The sequence below is a fragment of the Ruegeria sp. YTSC325 genome (assembly GCF_059609525.1).
In genome coordinates this window covers 91,730-109,716 of record NZ_JBXWLY010000008.1, presented here as the reverse complement: position 1 = coordinate 109,716, position 17,987 = coordinate 91,730, and the positions used below count along the sequence as shown (strand labels likewise).

General features: G+C 60.2%; 19 protein-coding genes. 6 read left to right on the top strand and 13 right to left on the bottom strand.

The window, feature by feature from the left end; translation table 11 throughout:
* Window positions 1-25: 25 nt before the first annotated feature.
* Together AC2FF7_RS13120 and AC2FF7_RS13115 are read right to left on the bottom strand one after the other, a co-directional pair.
* Complete coding sequence (locus AC2FF7_RS13120) at window positions 26-1,087, bottom strand: ligand-gated ion channel (protein WP_496905765.1); 1,062 nt, start codon at window positions 1,085-1,087, stop codon at window positions 26-28.
* A gap of 59 nt (window positions 1,088-1,146) precedes the next feature.
* Window positions 1,147-2,634: an ABC transporter substrate-binding protein gene (locus AC2FF7_RS13115; protein ID WP_496905764.1), complete on the bottom strand. Its 1,488-nt coding sequence runs from the start codon at window positions 2,632-2,634 to the stop codon at window positions 1,147-1,149.
* 170 nt (window positions 2,635-2,804) lie between these two features.
* Between AC2FF7_RS13115 and panB the strand changes: the two genes are divergently transcribed.
* The 3 genes from panB to glpK all read left to right on the top strand — a co-directional run bounded on the left by panB (window position 2,805) and on the right by glpK (window position 6,032).
* A complete protein-coding gene (gene panB, locus AC2FF7_RS13110; RefSeq protein WP_480869092.1) occupies window positions 2,805-3,644 on the top strand; it encodes a 3-methyl-2-oxobutanoate hydroxymethyltransferase in 840 nt (279 codons plus the stop codon).
* Entirely contained in the window at window positions 3,641-4,483 is an 843-nt protein-coding gene (gene panC, locus AC2FF7_RS13105; protein ID WP_496905763.1) for a pantoate--beta-alanine ligase, read from the top strand. Before panB ends, panC begins: the two co-directional genes overlap by 4 nt.
* 70 nt (window positions 4,484-4,553) lie before the next feature.
* Entirely contained in the window at window positions 4,554-6,032 is a 1,479-nt protein-coding gene (glpK, locus tag AC2FF7_RS13100; protein ID WP_496905762.1) for a glycerol kinase GlpK, read from the top strand.
* 13 nt (window positions 6,033-6,045) lie between these two features.
* Here glpK and smpB read toward each other — a convergent pair whose 3' ends face one another.
* From smpB to AC2FF7_RS13050, 10 genes are all read right to left on the bottom strand, one after another.
* Window positions 6,046-6,528 (bottom strand): SsrA-binding protein SmpB, encoded by a 483-nt coding sequence (gene smpB / locus AC2FF7_RS13095; RefSeq protein WP_170755184.1) that lies wholly within the window; start codon window positions 6,526-6,528, stop codon window positions 6,046-6,048.
* A gap of 41 nt (window positions 6,529-6,569) precedes the next feature.
* Window positions 6,570-7,112 carry an isopentenyl-diphosphate Delta-isomerase gene (gene idi / locus AC2FF7_RS13090; RefSeq protein WP_480869089.1) on the bottom strand — a complete coding sequence of 181 codons (543 nt, stop codon included), beginning with the start codon at window positions 7,110-7,112 and terminating at the stop codon, window positions 6,570-6,572.
* A gap of 152 nt (window positions 7,113-7,264) precedes the next feature.
* Window positions 7,265-7,678, bottom strand: coding sequence for a c-type cytochrome (locus AC2FF7_RS13085; RefSeq protein ID WP_170755183.1), 414 nt, complete (start codon window positions 7,676-7,678; stop codon window positions 7,265-7,267).
* A gap of 113 nt (window positions 7,679-7,791) precedes the next feature.
* A complete protein-coding gene (locus tag AC2FF7_RS13080; protein WP_480869088.1) occupies window positions 7,792-8,808 on the bottom strand; it encodes a P1 family peptidase in 1,017 nt (338 codons plus the stop codon).
* Window positions 8,809-8,889: 81 nt separating this feature from the next.
* Complete coding sequence (locus AC2FF7_RS13075) at window positions 8,890-9,633, bottom strand: SDR family oxidoreductase (protein WP_496905761.1); 744 nt, start codon at window positions 9,631-9,633, stop codon at window positions 8,890-8,892.
* Between the two features lie 55 nt (window positions 9,634-9,688).
* Complete coding sequence (arfB, locus tag AC2FF7_RS13070; protein WP_480869086.1) at window positions 9,689-10,108, bottom strand: alternative ribosome rescue aminoacyl-tRNA hydrolase ArfB; 420 nt, start codon at window positions 10,106-10,108, stop codon at window positions 9,689-9,691.
* 263 nt (window positions 10,109-10,371) lie between these two features.
* Window positions 10,372-11,016, bottom strand: a complete 645-nt coding sequence (locus AC2FF7_RS13065; RefSeq protein WP_170755180.1) for a queuosine precursor transporter — start codon at window positions 11,014-11,016, stop codon at window positions 10,372-10,374.
* A 90-nt stretch (window positions 11,017-11,106) separates the two neighbouring features.
* Complete coding sequence (locus AC2FF7_RS13060) at window positions 11,107-11,991, bottom strand: esterase-like activity of phytase family protein (protein WP_480869085.1); 885 nt, start codon at window positions 11,989-11,991, stop codon at window positions 11,107-11,109.
* Entirely contained in the window at window positions 11,964-12,827 is an 864-nt protein-coding gene (gene mepA, locus AC2FF7_RS13055) for a penicillin-insensitive murein endopeptidase (RefSeq protein ID WP_170355862.1), read from the bottom strand. Before mepA ends, AC2FF7_RS13060 begins: the two co-directional genes overlap by 28 nt.
* Entirely contained in the window at window positions 12,824-14,191 is a 1,368-nt protein-coding gene (locus tag AC2FF7_RS13050; RefSeq protein WP_480869083.1) for an MFS transporter, read from the bottom strand. The genes mepA and AC2FF7_RS13050 overlap by 4 nt, the downstream gene beginning before the upstream one ends.
* Before the next feature lie 129 nt (window positions 14,192-14,320).
* Between AC2FF7_RS13050 and AC2FF7_RS13045 the strand changes: the two genes are divergently transcribed.
* The 3 genes from AC2FF7_RS13045 (at window position 14,321) to yaaA (ending at window position 17,530) form a co-directional block, all read left to right on the top strand.
* Window positions 14,321-14,608 carry a YggT family protein gene (locus AC2FF7_RS13045; protein ID WP_480869082.1) on the top strand — a complete coding sequence of 96 codons (288 nt, stop codon included), beginning with the start codon at window positions 14,321-14,323 and terminating at the stop codon, window positions 14,606-14,608.
* Between the two features lie 78 nt (window positions 14,609-14,686).
* Entirely contained in the window at window positions 14,687-16,726 is a 2,040-nt protein-coding gene (gene recQ, locus AC2FF7_RS13040; protein ID WP_480869081.1) for a DNA helicase RecQ, read from the top strand.
* Between the two features lie 33 nt (window positions 16,727-16,759).
* Window positions 16,760-17,530, top strand: a complete 771-nt coding sequence (gene yaaA / locus AC2FF7_RS13035) for a peroxide stress protein YaaA (RefSeq protein ID WP_480869080.1) — start codon at window positions 16,760-16,762, stop codon at window positions 17,528-17,530.
* Here yaaA and AC2FF7_RS13030 read toward each other — a convergent pair.
* Complete coding sequence (locus AC2FF7_RS13030) at window positions 17,518-17,982, bottom strand: VOC family protein (protein WP_496905760.1); 465 nt, start codon at window positions 17,980-17,982, stop codon at window positions 17,518-17,520. The two genes, yaaA and AC2FF7_RS13030, sit on opposite strands and share 13 nt — an antisense overlap.
* Window positions 17,983-17,987: the final 5 nt, after the last annotated feature.

Here is a 17,987-nt window from a genome sequence, read left to right as displayed (position 1 = left end):
GTCACAGGTGTCGTTGGTCCAGCGTCTAAGGTATCAGCAAATAAGCAGAAACCGCGTAGCCGACGATCGCGGCATAGCCCAGAGGATAGATCCACTTAACCGCGTAATTGTCCAGCTTGCGCGCCGTGTCTTCGCGCCCGGCGACCTTGAGTCTGCGCAAGGCGACATTGAACACAATCAGCGCCCCGGTCATCAGGAACATCCATTGCAGAACGAAATCCAGAAAGGTCAGATAGCCCAGCTTGGGCAGATCAGCAGAAATCGCCCAGTTGAAAGCAACGAAGACCAGCAGGTTGCCGCCCGCAATCTCGATCCGTTTGCGGTATTCGTCCAGAAAGAACAGCGCCCAGCCAACAGCAACGAGTACCAGCATGGGCATGAACACCCGGATCATGTAGTAGGTTTGATGCCTGCTGCCCTGAAAGGCCAGCGCCAACTGATCGCTATCTTTCCCCGACAGACCCTGAACCTGAGTTTTCACCATTCGCGCATTGCCCAGAACCCATTCTTCCTCGCCCAGCAGATCGCCCAGACCCGAGTAGTCTTCCAGCGGGTAATACGTCACGTAATCCGCGGGAAAGACTGAAACGACCTCGAAATAGAAATCCTGCGTGTCGAACGGGTACTTACGGAAATCGAAGTGAGGTGCCTGCAAGGTGAGCGAGGATTTCTCGACGTAAACCACTCGCCCGTCACTGCGCACCGAGGCGGCGGCCTCGTGTATCCATTTGTTGGATTGCTGATTGTGGATCACGAAAGCGGGCATGACGGCGCCAATCTCGGCCGCGTGGTCCGCCAAGTCAGACGGGTTGAAGACCCGAATGTCCCGCCCCGTCTGCGCTGCGTCAAACGCCAGCAGAGGGTCCGTCCATTCGAACCGCAAAACCGCCACCGCCCCATAGTTTTCCGCTTTTTGATCAACGCCGGTGATCTGGTCGATCCTGATCCCGACGCCCACATTCAGCGGATTTTCAGGGGTGCCAGCCAGTGCGTCCAACCGGGTGCTCAGCGCATTTTGCGCACCGGCCATCGAGGCCAGCCCGCACAGCGTTAACACGCATAGCAAAAGAACACGAAAAGACGTCATGATACCGTTCACCCCGACCCTTGAAAAACTGCGGCCGCAAAATGCGACCCCAGTTCCGGTCATTCAGACCAACTGATCTGCGTCAGATCGATGGCAGCTGTGGGCGCGTTCTCCCACAGGCCCTGCACACCGGCTTTGGCAACACCCAGCTTGGCCAGCTGGAACAGGTAGCCATTGACGAAATCGGTGGCTATCAGGCGTTGCGCATCGCCCAACAGGTTCTTGCGCTCATCAGGGTCCGTGGTCTCGTTCAGAAGTTTCATCAACGCTTGAAAATCGCTGCTGTCATATTGGAAGTAATAGTCGGGCCGCGCATAGATGCCGATATCCATCGGCTCGGTGTGGCTGACGATAGTCAGGCCGAAATCCTTGCCCTTGAACACCGATTCCAACCATTGCGCCCATTCAACATTGATGATCTCGGCTTTGATCCCAACCTCCGCCAGCTGCGCGGCGATGATCTCACCGCCGCGACGGGCGTATGAGGGGGGCGGTAGATGCAGCGTGGTCTCGAACCCGTCGGCATAGCCAGCATCAGCCAGAAGCTGCGCAGCTTTCTCGGGGTTATAGGCCGAATTGCCGGTCAGATCGACATAGGCCGGATTGTGCGGCGCGAAATGGGTGCCGATGGGGGTTCCATAGCCAAACATCGCGCCGTCGATAATTGCCTGACGGTCGATCGCATGGGCCATAGCCTGCCGCACCCTTATGTCGTCGAATGGTGCTTTCTTATTGTTGGTGGACAGGATCGTTTCGCCCTCGGTCGAACCGACCAACACTTGAAAACGGGGGTCGGCCTCGAATTGCGGCAGGTTCTCGGGCGCCGGGAAGTTGTCGAACACGTCCACATCCTCGGCCATCATCGCGGCAAAGGCTGCGGTGGGGTCCGAGATGAACTTGAACGTTGCTGTCTCAAGGCTGGGCTGATCGCCCCAATAGTTCGGGTTGCGATTCACCGTGATGCTGTCGCCCTGCACCCAGTTGCCAAAGGTATAGGCCCCGGTTCCGACCGGGTTGGTCTTGATGTTGTCGATACTCTCAGGCGCGACAATCACTGCGTCGCCCCAAGCCATATTGAACAGGAAATTCCCATTCGGCGCGGACAAAGTGACCTTGACGGTCAGCGGGTCCATGACCTCGACGCTGTCGATCCCGGCGAACAGAGCTTTCTGCGCATTCGCGCTGTCTTCGGCGCGGGCGCGGTCAAGGCTGAACTTGACGTCCTCGGCATCCATGGTCGATCCATCGTGGAACGTCACACCTTCGCGTAGCTTGAACGTATAGATCGTCCCGTCTTCCGAGATCTCCCAACTTTCCGCAAGACCGGGCACGACCGAGCCGTCCCCCATAAAACGGGTCAGCCCTTCGAAGATATTGGTATAGACCACCGAATCGATGGCTTGCGCGGCGGCGCTTGTCGGGTCCAGATGCGGCGGCTCAAGCTGCATCGCAATGGTAATATCTGATTTGGCCAATGCCTCGCCTGCGAACAAGCTGGCACCGACGGCCAAAGCGGACGCAAAGGACCGAAATCTCTGCTTTGTCATGAAAATCACTCCCCACTGAAATATGCAGCCGCGTGTTTTTTCGGGCTATTGTCAGACCAATCTTCCCATAAACCTACAGTCAATCAAGGAAATGTTCGCGCAACCGGGGTTTCTATGCGGTGCCGCAATCTGCTATGCCGCGCTGCAACATAAACCCCGGAGGAGCGATCATGAGCGCCACCGCCCGCAAAAAAGCCCCCAACGCCGAAGATATTCGGGCGCGCAAAGGGGGCGAGCCTCTGGTCTCGCTGACCGCCTACACGACGCCGATGGCCCGATTGATGGACGACCATTGCGACTTCGTTCTTGTCGGCGACAGCGTCGGCATGGTCCTGCACGGACTGGAATCGACGTTGGGCGTGACGATGGAGATGATGGTGATGCACGGTCAAGCCGTCGCCCGCGGACTGAGCAATGCGATGATGGTCATCGACATGCCCTTTGGCAGCTATGAACACTCGCCTGCCGACGCGTTCCGCAACGCAGCGCGACTGATGGCTGAAACCGGCGCGGGGGCCGTCAAACTGGAGGGTGGGGTCGAGATGGCCGAGACCATCCGCTTTCTGGTCAAGCGCGGCATTCCGGTGATGGCCCATATCGGCCTGACCCCACAGTCGATCAACACGCTGGGCGGCTACAAGGTACAGGGCCGCGATGATCAGGCCGAGGCGGTTCTGGCCGACGCCCACGCCGTCGCAGGCGCAGGCGCGTTTTCGGTCGTGTTAGAGAAAGTTCCGCAAGGTCTGGCCGACCGCATCACGGCCGACGTTGCGATCCCCACCATTGGCATCGGCGCCTCGGCTGGCTGTGACGGGCAAATCCTTGTAGTCGACGACATGGTGGGCTTTTTCACCGCCTTCAAACCGAAATTCGTCAAACGTTATGCCGAACTTGGCCCGCTGGCCGAGGCCGCCATCGCCGAATACGCCGCCGAAGTGCGCGCCCGCAGCTTTCCGGCGGACGAACATGTCTTTGCCGATCAGGCCCCGTCCAAAGGACCAAAGACATGACAGCCCCCATCCTGCGCCGCCTTGCCGATCTGCGCGCGTTGACGACAGAATGGCACCGCAAGGGTGAGGTCATTGGCGTGGTCCCCACCATGGGCGCGCTGCATCAGGGGCATCTGTCGCTGGTTCAGGCCGCCAAGGTGGGGGCCGACCGCGTCATTGTCACGATCTTTGTGAACCCCAAGCAGTTCAACAACCCTGAGGACTTGGCCAATTATCCGCGCACGGAACATGACGATGCGCAGAAACTGGCCCCCTTTGACGTGGATGCGATCTATGTGCCCGACCCGGATGAGATCTATCCGCAGGGCTTTGCCACCACTGTGTCCGTCACTGGCCTGACCAATGTGATGGAGGGTGAATTCCGCCCCGGACATTTTGACGGCGTTGCCACCGTGGTTGCGAAACTGTTCCTGCAGACACAGGCAGACAGAGCCTATTTCGGGGAAAAAGACTATCAACAGCTGATGGTCGTGCGCCGTATGGCCCGCGATCTGGATATCCCGATCGAGGTGATCGGCTGCCCCACCGTCCGCGAACGCTCGGGGCTGGCGATGTCCTCGCGCAACCTGCGTCTGTCGCCCGAGGGGTTGGAGGTTGCTGCCCACAAACACCGGATCATGACCGAACTGGCCTCCGCTTTGAAAGATGGCACTGCCTTTGACGTTCTGGCTGCGCAAGCGCAGACCGGTCTGCTGGCCGCAGGGTTCACGCAGGTCGAATATATCCAACTGCGCTGCGCTGACAGCTTAGAGCCGCTGACTCATGCCGACCGCCCCGCCCGGCTGTTTGTGGCCGCTTGGGCAGATGGCGTGCGACTGATCGACAATATTCCGGTCTGAACGCTCTGGCACCCGCGCTATTGTTTGCGCTAAAGTCCTGCAAAACCAATACCGGAGGGGGGCGCGGGGCATGACCTATATTCTCGCTATTGATCAGGGCACCACATCATCGCGGGCCATTCTGTTTGACGCTGAAATGCAGCGTGCGGGCACCGCACAGCACGAATTCACCCAGCATTTCCCGCAGGAAGGCTGGGTCGAACACGACCCCGAGGAAATCTGGGACAGCGTTTTGCGGGTCTGCCGTGAGGCGATGGAAACCAATGGCGTCACCCCCGACCAAATCGCCGGTATCGGCATCACCAACCAGCGTGAAACCACCGTGGTCTGGGATCGCGCCACCGGGAAACCGATCCACAACGCCATCGTCTGGCAGGACCGCCGCACCGCCGATATTTGCGCCCGCTATAAACAAGCAGGGTGTGAGGACGACGTGACGGCCCAGACCGGTTTGCTGCTGGACCCATATTTCTCGGGCACCAAGGTGAAATGGCTGCTGGATACCGTCCCCGGCGCGCGCGAAAAGGCCGAAGCCGGAGAGCTGCTGTTCGGCACCATCGACAGCTTCCTGATCTCGCGTCTAACCGAAGGCCGCAGCCACGCCACAGACGCCACAAACGCCGCCCGCACCCTGTTGTTCGACATCCACAAAGGCGAATGGAGCACGGAGATCTGTGATCTGCTGGACGTGCCGATGAATATGCTGCCGCAGGTCCATGATTGTGCCTCGGACTTCGGGGAAACGACTCTATTAGGGGGGAATATCCCCATTTTGGGCGTGGCGGGCGACCAACAGGCTGCCACCATTGGGCAGGCGTGTTTTCAGCCGGGGATGATGAAATCCACCTATGGCACGGGCTGTTTCGCGCTGCTGAACACGGGCGACAAACCGGTTGAGTCGAAAAACCGCCTGCTGACTACCATCGCCTACCAGCTGGACGGCAAACGGACCTATGCGTTGGAGGGCTCGATCTTTGTCGCCGGGGCCGCGGTGCAATGGCTGCGTGATGCGTTGCAAATCATCGAAACGGCCCCCGAAAGCGGAGAATTGGCGCAACAAGCAGACCCTAATCAGCATGTCGTGCTGGTGCCCGCTTTTACCGGGCTGGGCGCGCCTTACTGGAAACCTGACTGCCGGGGCGCAGTGTTTGGTCTGACCCGCAACTCAGGTCGGGCCGAGTTCGCCAAAGCCACCTTGGAAAGCATCGCCTACCAGACCCGCGATCTGTGGCACGCCATGCAGGGCGACTGGGGCGCGGATACCGATGTGACGCTGCGCGTCGACGGTGGCGCCAGCGCCTCGGATTGGGCGATGCAGGGTTTGTCGGACTATCTGGGGGCCGAAGTTGACCGTCCGGTGATGCAGGAAACAACTGCTCTGGGTGCGGCGTGGCTGGCCGGAATGCGCGCGGGGGTCTATCCCGATCAGCAAGGGTTTTCGGAAACATGGGCGCTGGATCGCCGGTTTAAACCAGAGATGTCGCAAGAGGACCGCGACGCCGCCTATGACCGTTGGAAACGGGCCGTGTCGGCCGCGATGGCGTTCTGAATCCGGTGAAGGATCAGCTGTGATCCTTCATCAGCCGCTGTTTCTGACGTGACCAGTCGCGTTTGGCTTGCGTCTCACGCTTGTCGTGCAGTTTCTTACCCTTGGCGATTCCAATCTTCAGCTTGGCCCGGCCCTTGTGGTTGAAATACAAAACCAGCGGCACCAGCGTCATGCCCTTGCGCTGAGTAGCGTTCCACAGACTCGACAATTCTTTCCGCGAAACCAACAACTTGCGACGGCGGCGTTCTTCGTGTTTGAAGACTTTCGCCTGCTCATACGGGGCGATATAGCTGTTGATCAGCCACAGCTCACCGTCGTCGACCGAGGCATAGCTTTCGGCAATGTTCGAGCCACCTGCGCGCAGGGATTTGACCTCGGAGCCTTCCAGCATGATGCCGCACTCTATATCCTCTTCGATCGCGTAATCGAAGCGGGCCCGCCGGTTTTCGGCGATGACTTTGTAATTCGGGTCGGTCTTCTGCTTTTGCTTGGCCATGACGCGTTGATTTAGGCGGCTTGGGGCGGCCTTGCAAGCCCTCAGGTCTTGGCCGAGATGATCAGGTCGGGGCCGAAAATCGTGTCGGCGTGGTTGTGCAGATAAATCTTGAGCCAGGGCGTGAATCGCGCGGGGTGGCGCTGCACCTCGGCCAGAAGGTCGTGATAGTCGATCCAGCGGATATCCATCACCTCATCTGGGTTCGGTTCGATCTGCAATGGCCCACGTACATGGGCGAGGAACACGTCCACCACCTCATGCTCGATCATCGAATTGCCCACATCAGCGTGGTATTCCAGCCGGTGGCGATACTCTGGATAAAGCCCGGCAATCCCCAACTCTTCGCGCAGGCGGCGCACCGCGCATTCCGAGGGCGTCTCACCCCAGTCAGGATGGGTGCAGCAGGTATTCGCCCACAGGCCCGGCGTGTGGTATTTGCCCATCGCCCGGCGTTGCAGCAAAATCTCGGTGCCTCGCACGACAAAGACCGACACCGCCTTGTGCCGCAAACCCTTTTCATGCGCTTCAAGCTTGTCCACGGGGGTCAACTCGCCATCGACCCAGGCCGGGATCATGATTCCCATCTTTCAACTCCTGCTGCCTGCCCGACGGACAGGTCGGACTCGTTCGGCTGCGTATTTCCAAGGTGGCGATGTTGAGCACTCATATCAATCGCACGAAAGGCCGCAGGGGGACTGCGGCCTTTCGATGAATCTCAGGAGATCGGTGTCAGATATTATTCGCCCGAAACACTTACGATATAGGCATAGACGTCTTCACCGCCGGATTTCAGCCGGAAGGTCATTTTCGACTTGGCCGCTGTATCATCCAGATAGGTTTTCAGGAAGGCTTTGGGGTCCTGAGAGTACTCGACAAAGGTTGTCTCATCCCAGACCAGACCGTTTTCACCTGCGGCCACGATGCTGTCACCGTATTTGAAGTCTTCAACCGTGCCAGCAGTGCGGCCCGCGATACCGTACAGGTTCGGGCCGGTCTTGCCACCTTTGACGATCACTTCGCCATCCGGATCAGCGATCATGTGGCAGGATTTGCACTTGTTGAAGGCTTTCTTGCCAGCTTCTGCGTCACCTTCAGCATAGGCAGGAAGGGCCAGAAGGCCGACAATTGCAGTCGCGAGAATGCGATTCATGGCTTTTGCTCCGATACATATTGGCTGCACCGAATGGAACGCCGGCACAGAAAAGAGTCAACGCGCAGATTGCCGCGCAACGACACAGTGTCACAACCCGACTTTAGTCGTCCTTAACCAAAGTCGTGCTTCTGTGACCAACATGGCAGCAGATCGCCCACCTCGGGTGTGGCCAGATAGACGGTGCGGGCAATGGCCCGTGCAAGGCAGATCGAGGCCGTGTGGCCGATCAGCGCCAGATCCGCATGCGACGTCAGGGGTCGCGCACAGGTGCTGACTCCAAAGACCAGATCGCCATCTCCGGGCGTGTGGGCGGGCAGGATCGCACGGGCGATGCCGTCATGAGCCGCAACCGCCAACCGCTGACATTGCGGCTTCGATAGGGTTGCATCCGTGGCGACAATGGCGATGGTTGTATTGCCCTTGTCAGGTGCTGCCGGGTGCATGACCTGCGCCTTGAGGCTGGGCGCGGGCTGTCCAAGCCCCGCGGTCGGATCAGGCCCTAAACCGCCGAATTCGCCGCCCAGTTCGAACGGGGCGGCCCAGAAATGACGGTCGCTGGCTGTGGTGACACTGCCAAGCGGGTTGGCGGCTACCAATGCGCCGACAGTGACACCGTTTTCCAGCACCACCGAGGCAGAACCCAGCCCGCCTTTATGTCGGGCGGCCAAAGCTCCTGTGCCTGCGCCCGCTGTGCCCAGAGCGAAATCAGAGGCTGCGTTCTCGAACGCGGTGCGGCCCAATGCGCGATAAGGGTTCTCGGTCCATGTCTTATCACCCCCGTTCAGCAGATCGAACAAGATGGCTCCGGGAACGATGGGGACGATGGCGGGGCCGACGGCAAAGCCCCTGCCTTCCGCGCGCAAGGCGTCCGAGACGCCTGAACAGGCGTCCAACCCAAAGGCCGAACCGCCAGAGAGGGTAATCGCATCCACCCGCTGCACCGATTTGTCCGGGGCCAGCAGGTCGGTTTCCCGTGTCCCAGGCGCACCGCCCATCACATGTACCGAGGCGGTAAAGGGCGCGTCCGCCGTCAGCACTGTTGTGCCGGATTTCAACGCGCCGTCTTGCGCGTTGCCGACGCGCAGGCCGGGGATATCGGTGATCAGGTTTTTCGGTCCGGGCGTCATTTCTAGGTGATCCTGTGGGGAGGGGAAGCGCGCAAGCGCGCTGCCTCCGGCGGAGGTATTTTTGGCCAGATGAAGAGCGGATCAGATACAGCGGCCACCGTCGACTTCCAAAGCTGTGCCGGTGATCATGCTGGCCTCGTCCGAGCACAAGAACAGGGCGGCGTTCGCCATATCCTGCGGGGTTGAGAAGCGACCCAGCGGGATGGTGGACAGAAATTTGGCGCGGATTTCGGGGGTGTCCTCGCCCATGAAGGATTTCAGCAGCGGAGTTTCGCCCGCCACGGGACAGATGGCGTTGACGCGGACGCCTGATGGGGCAAGTTCGACGGCCATGGTTTTGGTGGCGGTGATCATCCAACCTTTCGAAGCGTTGTACCAGTTCAGGTTCGGGCGCGGTGACAGGCCCGCCGTCGAGGCCACGTTCAGGATTGCACCCGCTCCGCGCGCCTTCATCTGCGGAACAAAAGCGCGCGCTGTCAGGTAGACGGATTTCATATTCACGTTGAAGACACGATCGAAATCATCTTCGGACACGTCCTCGAGCGGGGTTGGCAGATGGGTGACGCCCGCATTATTGACAAGAATATCGACGGGGCCGAAAGCATCGCTGGCCGCATCTGCCATGGCCTGAACCGAGGCGGAGTTGGCCACATCGACCGTTTGGGCGGTGGCGTTTTCGTGCTGTTTCGCCAATGCTTGTGCCGCATCGCCATTGATATCGGCGATCATGACCCGTGCGCCTTCTGCCAGGAACCGCTCGACGATACCGGCACCAAAACCCGACGCGCCGCCGGTTACGATTGCGGTTTTGCCCTTAAGCCTCATGGTCTTGCCCTCCCGTTTGGAGGTCAGACTAGCAAGGCGTGGTGAAACTGCCAGTTCAATCTTCGCTGACCCGCCCACGCAGCGCCTTGACGTCTCCGCGCGCTTTTTTCGCCGCCAGCCGCCGTTTGACCGAGCCATAGGTGGGCTTGGTCGCAACCCGTCGTTTGGGCTTGATCAGTGCGCGGGCGATCAGCTCGGCCAGACGGGCACGGGCCAACTCGCGGTTGCGGGCCTGGCTGCGGGTTTCCTCGCACTGGATGATGATCGCGCCCTCTTTAGTCCAGCGTCGCCCGGCCAGCTTTTTCAGCCGGTTTTTCACCGGATCAGGCAGCGACGGAGACCGCGCAGCTTCGAACCGCAGCTCAACGGCAGTTGAGACCTTGTTCACGTTCTGCCCGCCGGGACCGGAGGACCGCACAAAGCTTTCGGTCATTTCCCAGTCTTGCAGAATGATATCGTCGGTGATGCGCAACATAGGCGCGACCTTAACTGCCCGAGCACAAAACAAAAAGGGCCGCCCCGGCGGGACAGCCCTTCGAAAGTTCAGGAGGTTGGGTCGGTTAGATCAATCGACCAGCCGGAGCGAGCGCTCCGCCAAGGGCTGCCCTAACAGGCGATCCCCCCGGTTGTTCCGACACCTCTCTCCAATCTCTTTCTCGACACTGGATCACCTCCTTATCTATCTGTTGCGGTTGATAAGGATGGTGACACAAGATGCGCCAATCTCCAAACGTTTTTTTACGCAGGCTGTGCGGTCAGGCGCGAGACGATCACTTTGAACGGGATTAGCGCGATCATGGCCAGCGACAGTTTCACCAGCCAATCCGCGAAAGCCAACGTCACCCACAGGGGGGCCATTGGACCGGTCAGCATGAAGGGTACCGGCTCCCACGCCCAGTTGATCGCGGCGTCGGCATTGGCGCCAAACACGGTGATCGAGGCCGAGAACGCGATGGTGAAGAACAGCGCCGTATCCAGCGCCGATCCGACCAGGGTCGAGACCAGCGGCGCGCGCCACCAGCGGCCTCCGCGCATTGCATTGAACACGGTGACGTCGGTCAGCTGCGCGATCAGGAACGCGGTGCCCGAGGCCACGGCGATGCGCAGCGGCACGGCGGCATAGGTGAACCCGTCGCCCTGCAGCATGATCTGGCTGCCGATCAGCGAGCAGATGATACCGGTGATGAAACCTGCGAACACGACCTTGCGGGCCGTGGCCACGCCGTAGACGCGGTTCATGATGTCTGTGACCAGAAAGGCCAGCGGATAGGTGAAAGCACCCCAGGTCAACAGCCCGTCAAAGATCAGGAACTGGACCAGAATGTTCGAGGCCACGACGATGGCGGCCATGGCAAGAATGCCGGGAATGTAAGCGCGTTGCATATTTTGATGCCCGTTTTGTCAAGGTAGCGGCGACTTGGCCAGGGGGTATCCCAAGGCAAGCCGTGCGTTTAGACGCTTGGGGGACCTAAGTCAATCGGGCAGCAGGTATTCCACCAGCTCGGTGCGTTGTAAGGCCAGAAAGTTGTCATCCGAGATCATCGTTGCCCGCAGCCGCCCCTGATCGTCGCGCCAGATGGACAGACCTTCCAGGTTGTCATGCGCGCCGGTGCCGGTCTGGAACAGGGTTTCTTCGGTCTGAGGCCCGTCTGCGTCAATCTGCCAGCGCCGCAACCGGGACTTAAACCCCGTCCACCCCAAGGCACGCTCCAACACGTAAAGCCTGCCGTCGGGGTCGAAATCGGCCGATACAGGCAGGAATTTTCCGCTCTGCGGCAGCACAAACGGTGTCGACCACGCTTGCCCATCCCAGCGATAGACGGGGATGTCGCCATGCGGAGTCCGGCTTTTCTCGGGCATGGTGTAAAGCTGACCTGCAGCGTCAATTGCCAAAGCTTCGAAAGACCCGTTCAGGTCATGGGTTTGGAATGCTTGCGACCGGGGTAGCACACTGGCTTTGGCACTTGGGGCGCGATAATGCGCCACGCGGTGCAGGGCCTCGAATGAGATGTAAAAGCTGCCATCGGACGCAAAGGCGATACCCTCGGAATCGCCAACCCTTCCTGTCAAAGGTCGCCCCTTGCTGGACAGAACCGGCCAGTGGCCTGTGATTTGGATATCTCGGATACCGTTCTTATCCCGCGCAATGGTCGCGCTCACCAACGTCGCCCGATCGCTAAGCACGACCATCTTGCGGCCACCCTCTGACATCTGCAGGGCCGAAAACCCGCCGAACCAATCAGCGGTGTGACGCCACACATGGCTTTGCAGATGGGTCGCGGACTTGACCTCGACCGCTGTTGCTGCCCCCGCAAAGGGCAGCGCGCAGATCAGTTGGATTGCAGAACGGCGGCGCATTGCTGAGGCAGATCGGCCAAACGATATTCACGCCGGGGCTTCGGTGCAGGCGCATTGGGATCGGGCGGAGGCGGGTTGAGAATGTTGTTCACCCATTGCTGCGCTTGATCACAGCCATCGCCCTTGGGTGGCGGGTCCTGATTGACGCATCCTTTCGAACCACGCGGACAGGCCAGTCGAACATGGAAATGATAGTGATGCCCCCACCATGGCCGGATTTTTCGCAAATAGGCGCGGTTGCCCTTTTCATCCTTGCACATTTGCACCTTGGCGCCAGGAAAGACAAAAATCCGCGCCACGCGCTTGTCCTTGGCGGCGGCTTTCAGGATCTCGTGGTGTTGTCGGGTCCAGTTGTCATTCACAAAGGCCCCTGCGGACCGGCGCAGGGAAATTGACGAGATGTTCTCGCGCGCTTTGCGCCCCAGTCGCATGTTGTCGCCGGGCAGCATCCAGATGTCGATATCGAGGCCCAACTGGTGCGAGCGGTGACCGGATGTCATCGGCCCGCCCCTCGGCTGGCTGATATCCCCGATATAAAGCCCATTCCAGCCTGGCTGTTTCGCAGCAAACCGGCTGAGATCCTGCACATAGTCGATCGCCACTGGGTGCCCCCAGTTGCGGTTGCGCGACAGGCGCATGGCCTGCCAGGTAGGTCCAGTTTCGGGCAGCTGCACCGAACCGGCGGCACATCCGCGCGAATAACTGCCGAACGCGGCTGGTTTTTGCTGCGAACTTTGCTTTTGCGCCCCGAAAAGCTGTTTGGCCAGCGGCTGTGCGCCCACTGCGCCCGCCCATGCAATGGCCGCCAATACGGTCAAAAAACGTAATAAAATCATCTGCTCTGATCCCCTTCCGGTTTAACCCAGCGCATTAGGAACAAGCCCAGAATAAACAAAGCAATGATCGGTGACACCCCCAGACGCGCACTTCCTGTGGCCGCCGTGACAATCCCCACCAACAAAGGCGCGGCAAATGCGGTGGCCCGGCCCGACAGGCCATACAGGCCAAAGCTCTCGACCGGGGCTTTTGGGTCCGTGTGGCGCACCATTAACGACCGGCTGGCCGATTGCAGGATGCCCCCCATACCGCCGATCAGGACGCCACAACCAAAGAACACCATATCCGGCAGGCCCGACCCCTCGGTTAAAGCAATGCCGTAAATCTGTGTCCGGTCCATCGACACCACGGTGATACAGACAAAGATCAGCACCCAGATCGCGATCAAAATCACTGGTTTAGGGCCGTATTTCTTGTCCGCCTTGCCCCCGATCCACGCAAAGATGGCCGAGGCCAGAACGCTGACAATCCCAAAGACGCCGATCTTGATCAGATCCCATTCCAGCACCAACCGTGCGTAAACGCCACCGAAGCTGTAAAGCCCGTTCAGCGCATCGCGGTAGAACATGGATGACCCCAGATAGGTCGCCAGACTGACCCGGTGCCGCAGATCCGAGATGGATTTGCCCAGCAACCGCAGCGCCTCAGCCAGGCTACCCGTTTTCTGGGTCTGCGGATCGTCGCGAACCCACAAGAAATAAGGCGCCATAAACAGCACGAACCACAACGCGGTGAAGGGGCCGACAAAGCGCGTCCCCTCCTGCGCGGCGGCGTCTAGTCCAAAGGCTGGGTCCAGGCCGATCAGTGTTTTGCCATTGGGCTGTTCCACAAACAGCAGCAACATAATCGCCAGCGAGATCAGCCCGCCAAAATAACCGAAGGCAAAGCCCGATCCCGAAATCTCACCCACTTCGCTGTCATCGCCCAGATCAGGCAATTGCGAGTTGATGAAGATCAGCGCGTATTCCGCCCCCACAAAGCCCAGACCAAAGGCTGACAGCATCAGCCACATGTTCGACCCATCAGGCAACGTATACCACAGCGCAGCCGAGCCCACCGCATACATCACCGAGAACGCAAATATCCACGGGATGCGCCGCCCTGATACATCCGCCATAGCGCCCAGCAAGGGGGCACCAAAAGCGATGATCAGCCCGGTGATCGTCAGGCAATTGGCCCAAACCGTTTGCGCCCGCGCGGCGGCGGCCTGTGCATCCAGCCCGGTGCCGCTGAAGTACCCCGCCGCAACGCCCGCAAAATAGGGGCCAAAGACAAAGGTGACCAACAACGTGTGATAGGGCTGACTGGCCCAGTCAAAAAACCACCAGCCCCAGATGCGCTTGCGCTTGGAAATCTCTGCCATGACTGCCCCTGTTATCGTTGTCTTTATAAGACGGGGCTTTACCCCAATTCGCAAGGGTTGTGTTGGCGCGGGCTTGCTCTTTGACGCCGGGGCGCTTACGTCTCGACAAAGCAATACCCCGGAGGCCCCATGCTGTCGCTGATCCAAATCCTTCTGCTGATCCTGGACATTGTCTGGTTCATCATTCTGGCCCATGTGATCATGAGCTGGCTGATCAATTTTCAGGTGCTAAACCTGCATCAACAGCTGGTGGCGCAAATCTGGTACGGCCTGAACCGCATACTCGAGCCGATATACGGACCGATCCGCCGTATCCTACCCGCGATGGGCGGGCTGGACCTGACGCCTCTTGTCGTGCTGGTCGGCGTCTATGCGGCGCGGATCATTCTGATCAACAATATGGTCTATTTCGTCTGACCTCTTGTTCACCGAATCTTAGTGTGTGATTGTCCTGTCTTAAGAGCAGATAAACCTTAAAACAGGGCAACCCCGCAGATGTTCGACTCCGCGCCTTTGCTGCGAGATGTCTTTGGATTCGACGATTTCCGACCCGGTCAGGAAGAGATCGTCGACGCCGTGACGGCAGGCGAGAACGTTCTGGCCATCATGCCCACGGGTGGCGGTAAATCCCTTTGTTTCCAACTGCCTGCCCTGCTGCGCGACGGCGTGACGGTGGTGATTTCCCCCCTGATCGCCCTGATGCGCGATCAGGTGCGCGGGTTGCAAGAGGCCGGGGTTGAGGCTGGCGCGCTGACCTCGGGCAACACTCCCGAAGAAACCGATGCGGTCTGGGAGGCATTGGAGGCCGGGCGGCTGAAACTCCTATACATGGCCCCCGAACGTCTGGCCGCCGGGTCGGCTTTGGGAATGCTGCGCCGGATCAATGTCAGCCTTATTGCGGTGGACGAGGCGCATTGCGTCAGCCAATGGGGCCATGACTTCCGCCCCGATTACCTGCGGATCGGAGAGCTGCGGCGCGCGCTGAACGTCCCCTTGGCAGCCTTCACCGCCACAGCGGATGCCGAAACGCAGGACGAGATTGTCGAGAAACTGTTCGACGGCACCGCGCCCCGCAAATTTCTGCGCGGGTTTGACCGACCCAACATCCATCTGGCCTTTGCTGCCAAAGACGGGCCACGCAAACAGGTGCTGGATTTCGCCGCCGCGCGCAAAGGGCAATCCGGCATCGTCTATTGCGGCACCCGCAACAAGACCGAAGTGCTGGCGCAGGCCCTGCGCGCCGAGGGACACTCGGCCTGTCACTATCACGGCGGTATGGACCCCGAAGATCGCCGCATTGTCGAAACCCGCTTTGCGCGCGAAGATGGACTGATCGTGGTCGCGACCGTCGCCTTTGGTATGGGCATCGACAAACCCGACATCCGCTGGGTCGCCCATGCGGACCTGCCCAAATCCATCGAGGCATACTATCAGGAGATCGGCCGCGCGGGCCGCGACGGCGGCCCGGCCGAGACTCTGACCCTGTTTGGACCGGATGACATCCGCCTGCGCCGCTCGCAAATCGACGAAGGGCTGGCCCCGGCTGAACGGCGTATGGCCGACCATGCCCGTCTGAATGCTCTGCTTGGGTTGGCCGAGGCGCTGGTCTGTCGCCGTCAATCCCTGCTGGGCTATTTCGGCGAAAAGGCCGAGCCCTGCGGCAAATGCGATCTCTGCGACACCCCGCCCGAAGTGTTCGACGGCACCACCCCCGTCCGCATGGCCCTATCCGCGATCCTGCGCACCGAGGAATGGTTTGGATCGGGCCATCTGATCGACATCCTGCTGGCCAATGAAACCGACAAGGTCCGCGCGCGGCGGCACGACGCCCTGTCCACATGGGGCATTGGCAAGGACTGGTCCCGCCCGCAATGGCAGGCAATTTTCCGGCAGATGATGGGACATGATCTGGTCCGTCCCGATCCCGACCGCCACGGCGCGCTGCGCATGACCAAGGCCGCCAAGCCGATCCTGAAGGGCGAGGCGCAGATCAACCTGCGCAAGGACACGATCCGCAAAGCCACCCGGCGCCCCGCCGTCAAGGCTATGGTGGCCGAAGAAGACGCGCCGCTGCTGTCGGCGCTCAAGGCCAAACGCCGCGCGCTGGCAGAATCCCAACGGGTTCCGGCCTATGTCATCTTTCCCGACCGCACCCTCATCGAAATGGCGGAAACCCGCCCGATGACGCTGGACGATATGGCCCGGATCGTGGGTATTGGCGCGAAAAAGCTGGAACGCTATGGCGATACTTTCCTTGAGGTGATCGCGGGTGAGGCCGCCGCCCTGCACCCGGCCCGCCGCAAACTGGCCGGGCGCGATCAGGGCGAGATCTACGACCAGCTTCTGGCCGCACAGAATGACCTGACCCGCGGGCCGGATGGGATCGACAAACCGCTGACGTGTTCGGCCTCGCAACTGGCCAAGGTGGCCCAACTGCGGCCCGGCGATCAGCGCGGGCTGGAACAGGTGCTGGGCGACCGTCGTCACGAAAGGTTTGGCGCCGCCTTTCTGGACGTGCTGGAACAGGCGGGCTAAATACGCCCTATCAGGCAAGGAGTAAGGGCGGATATGCTGGTAGTGATTTCCCCGGCCAAGCGGCTGGACTGGGCCGAGCGCGATGTGACGGTCACTCAACCCGATTTTCAGGACGACGCGATCCGGCTGTCGAAAACCGCCCGCAACCTGACGCTGGGCGATCTGAAAAAGCTGATGGACCTCAGTGATGATCTGGCACGCCTGAACCGCGACCGCTATCGCGCCTTTTCTGATGCGCCCGAGGCCGATCTGACCCGCCCCGCAGCGCTGGCCTTTGCCGGTGACACCTATCAGGGGCTTGAAGCCGCATCTTTGGATGCCGACGAAATGGCATGGGCACAGGATCACCTGCGCATTCTGTCGGGGCTTTACGGCGTGCTGCGTCCGCTGGACGCCATTCAGGCCTATCGGCTTGAGATGGGCAGCAAGCTGAAAACCCGGCGCGGCAAGAACCTGTATGAATACTGGCGCGATCAGCTGAGCAAGGCTTTGAACGCGCAGGGCGCGCAGATCGGGTCGGACGTGCTGGTGAACTGCGCCAGTCAGGAATATTTCGGCGCGGTTGATCCACAAGCGCTGAAACTGCGGGTGATCACTCCTGTGTTCATGGAGGACAAGGCGGGCACCCCCAAGATCGTCAGCTTTTTCGCCAAGAAAGCGCGCGGGGCCATGGCTCGCTATATCATTCAGCACCGCCTAACCGATCCGGCTGGTCTGTTGGATTTCAACACTGGCGGATATGCCTATCGTCCCGACCTTTCGTCTGACGATAAACCGGTCTTTGTGCGCCCCTATTCGTCCTGATTCAGCATTGAAGGATCATAGGCTACCAACTCCACAGTGTTGCCCTCGGGGTCTTCGGTGAAAATCCCTCGCCACCCGATCCAGCCGAACTGCTCAACCCGGTAGGGTTGGCCCATTTTGTCATACCAGCGCATCACGGCCTCTTGCTCTTCGAACGGTAGCGACAGCGCGATGTGGTGCAGCGATGATCCGGCCCCTGTGGCAGGTCGGTCGGCACCGCTGGGGTGCAGCCCCGGTCGTGGGGCGGCAGCATGATGGAACAGGGCCAGCACCTGCGTATGACCTGAAAAGCCTTCGGCAATGCGGAAAAAGGTGATGGCGCTGTTGTAGTCGCCGCTCAGGCGCTGCAGGCCGATGACGTCTTCGTAAAACGCCACCATCGCCGCCATATCAGCGCAGCGGATGGCGATCTCGCCCAAGGCGCGAGGGTGAAAGCCGCGGAGTTCAGTCATTGTGA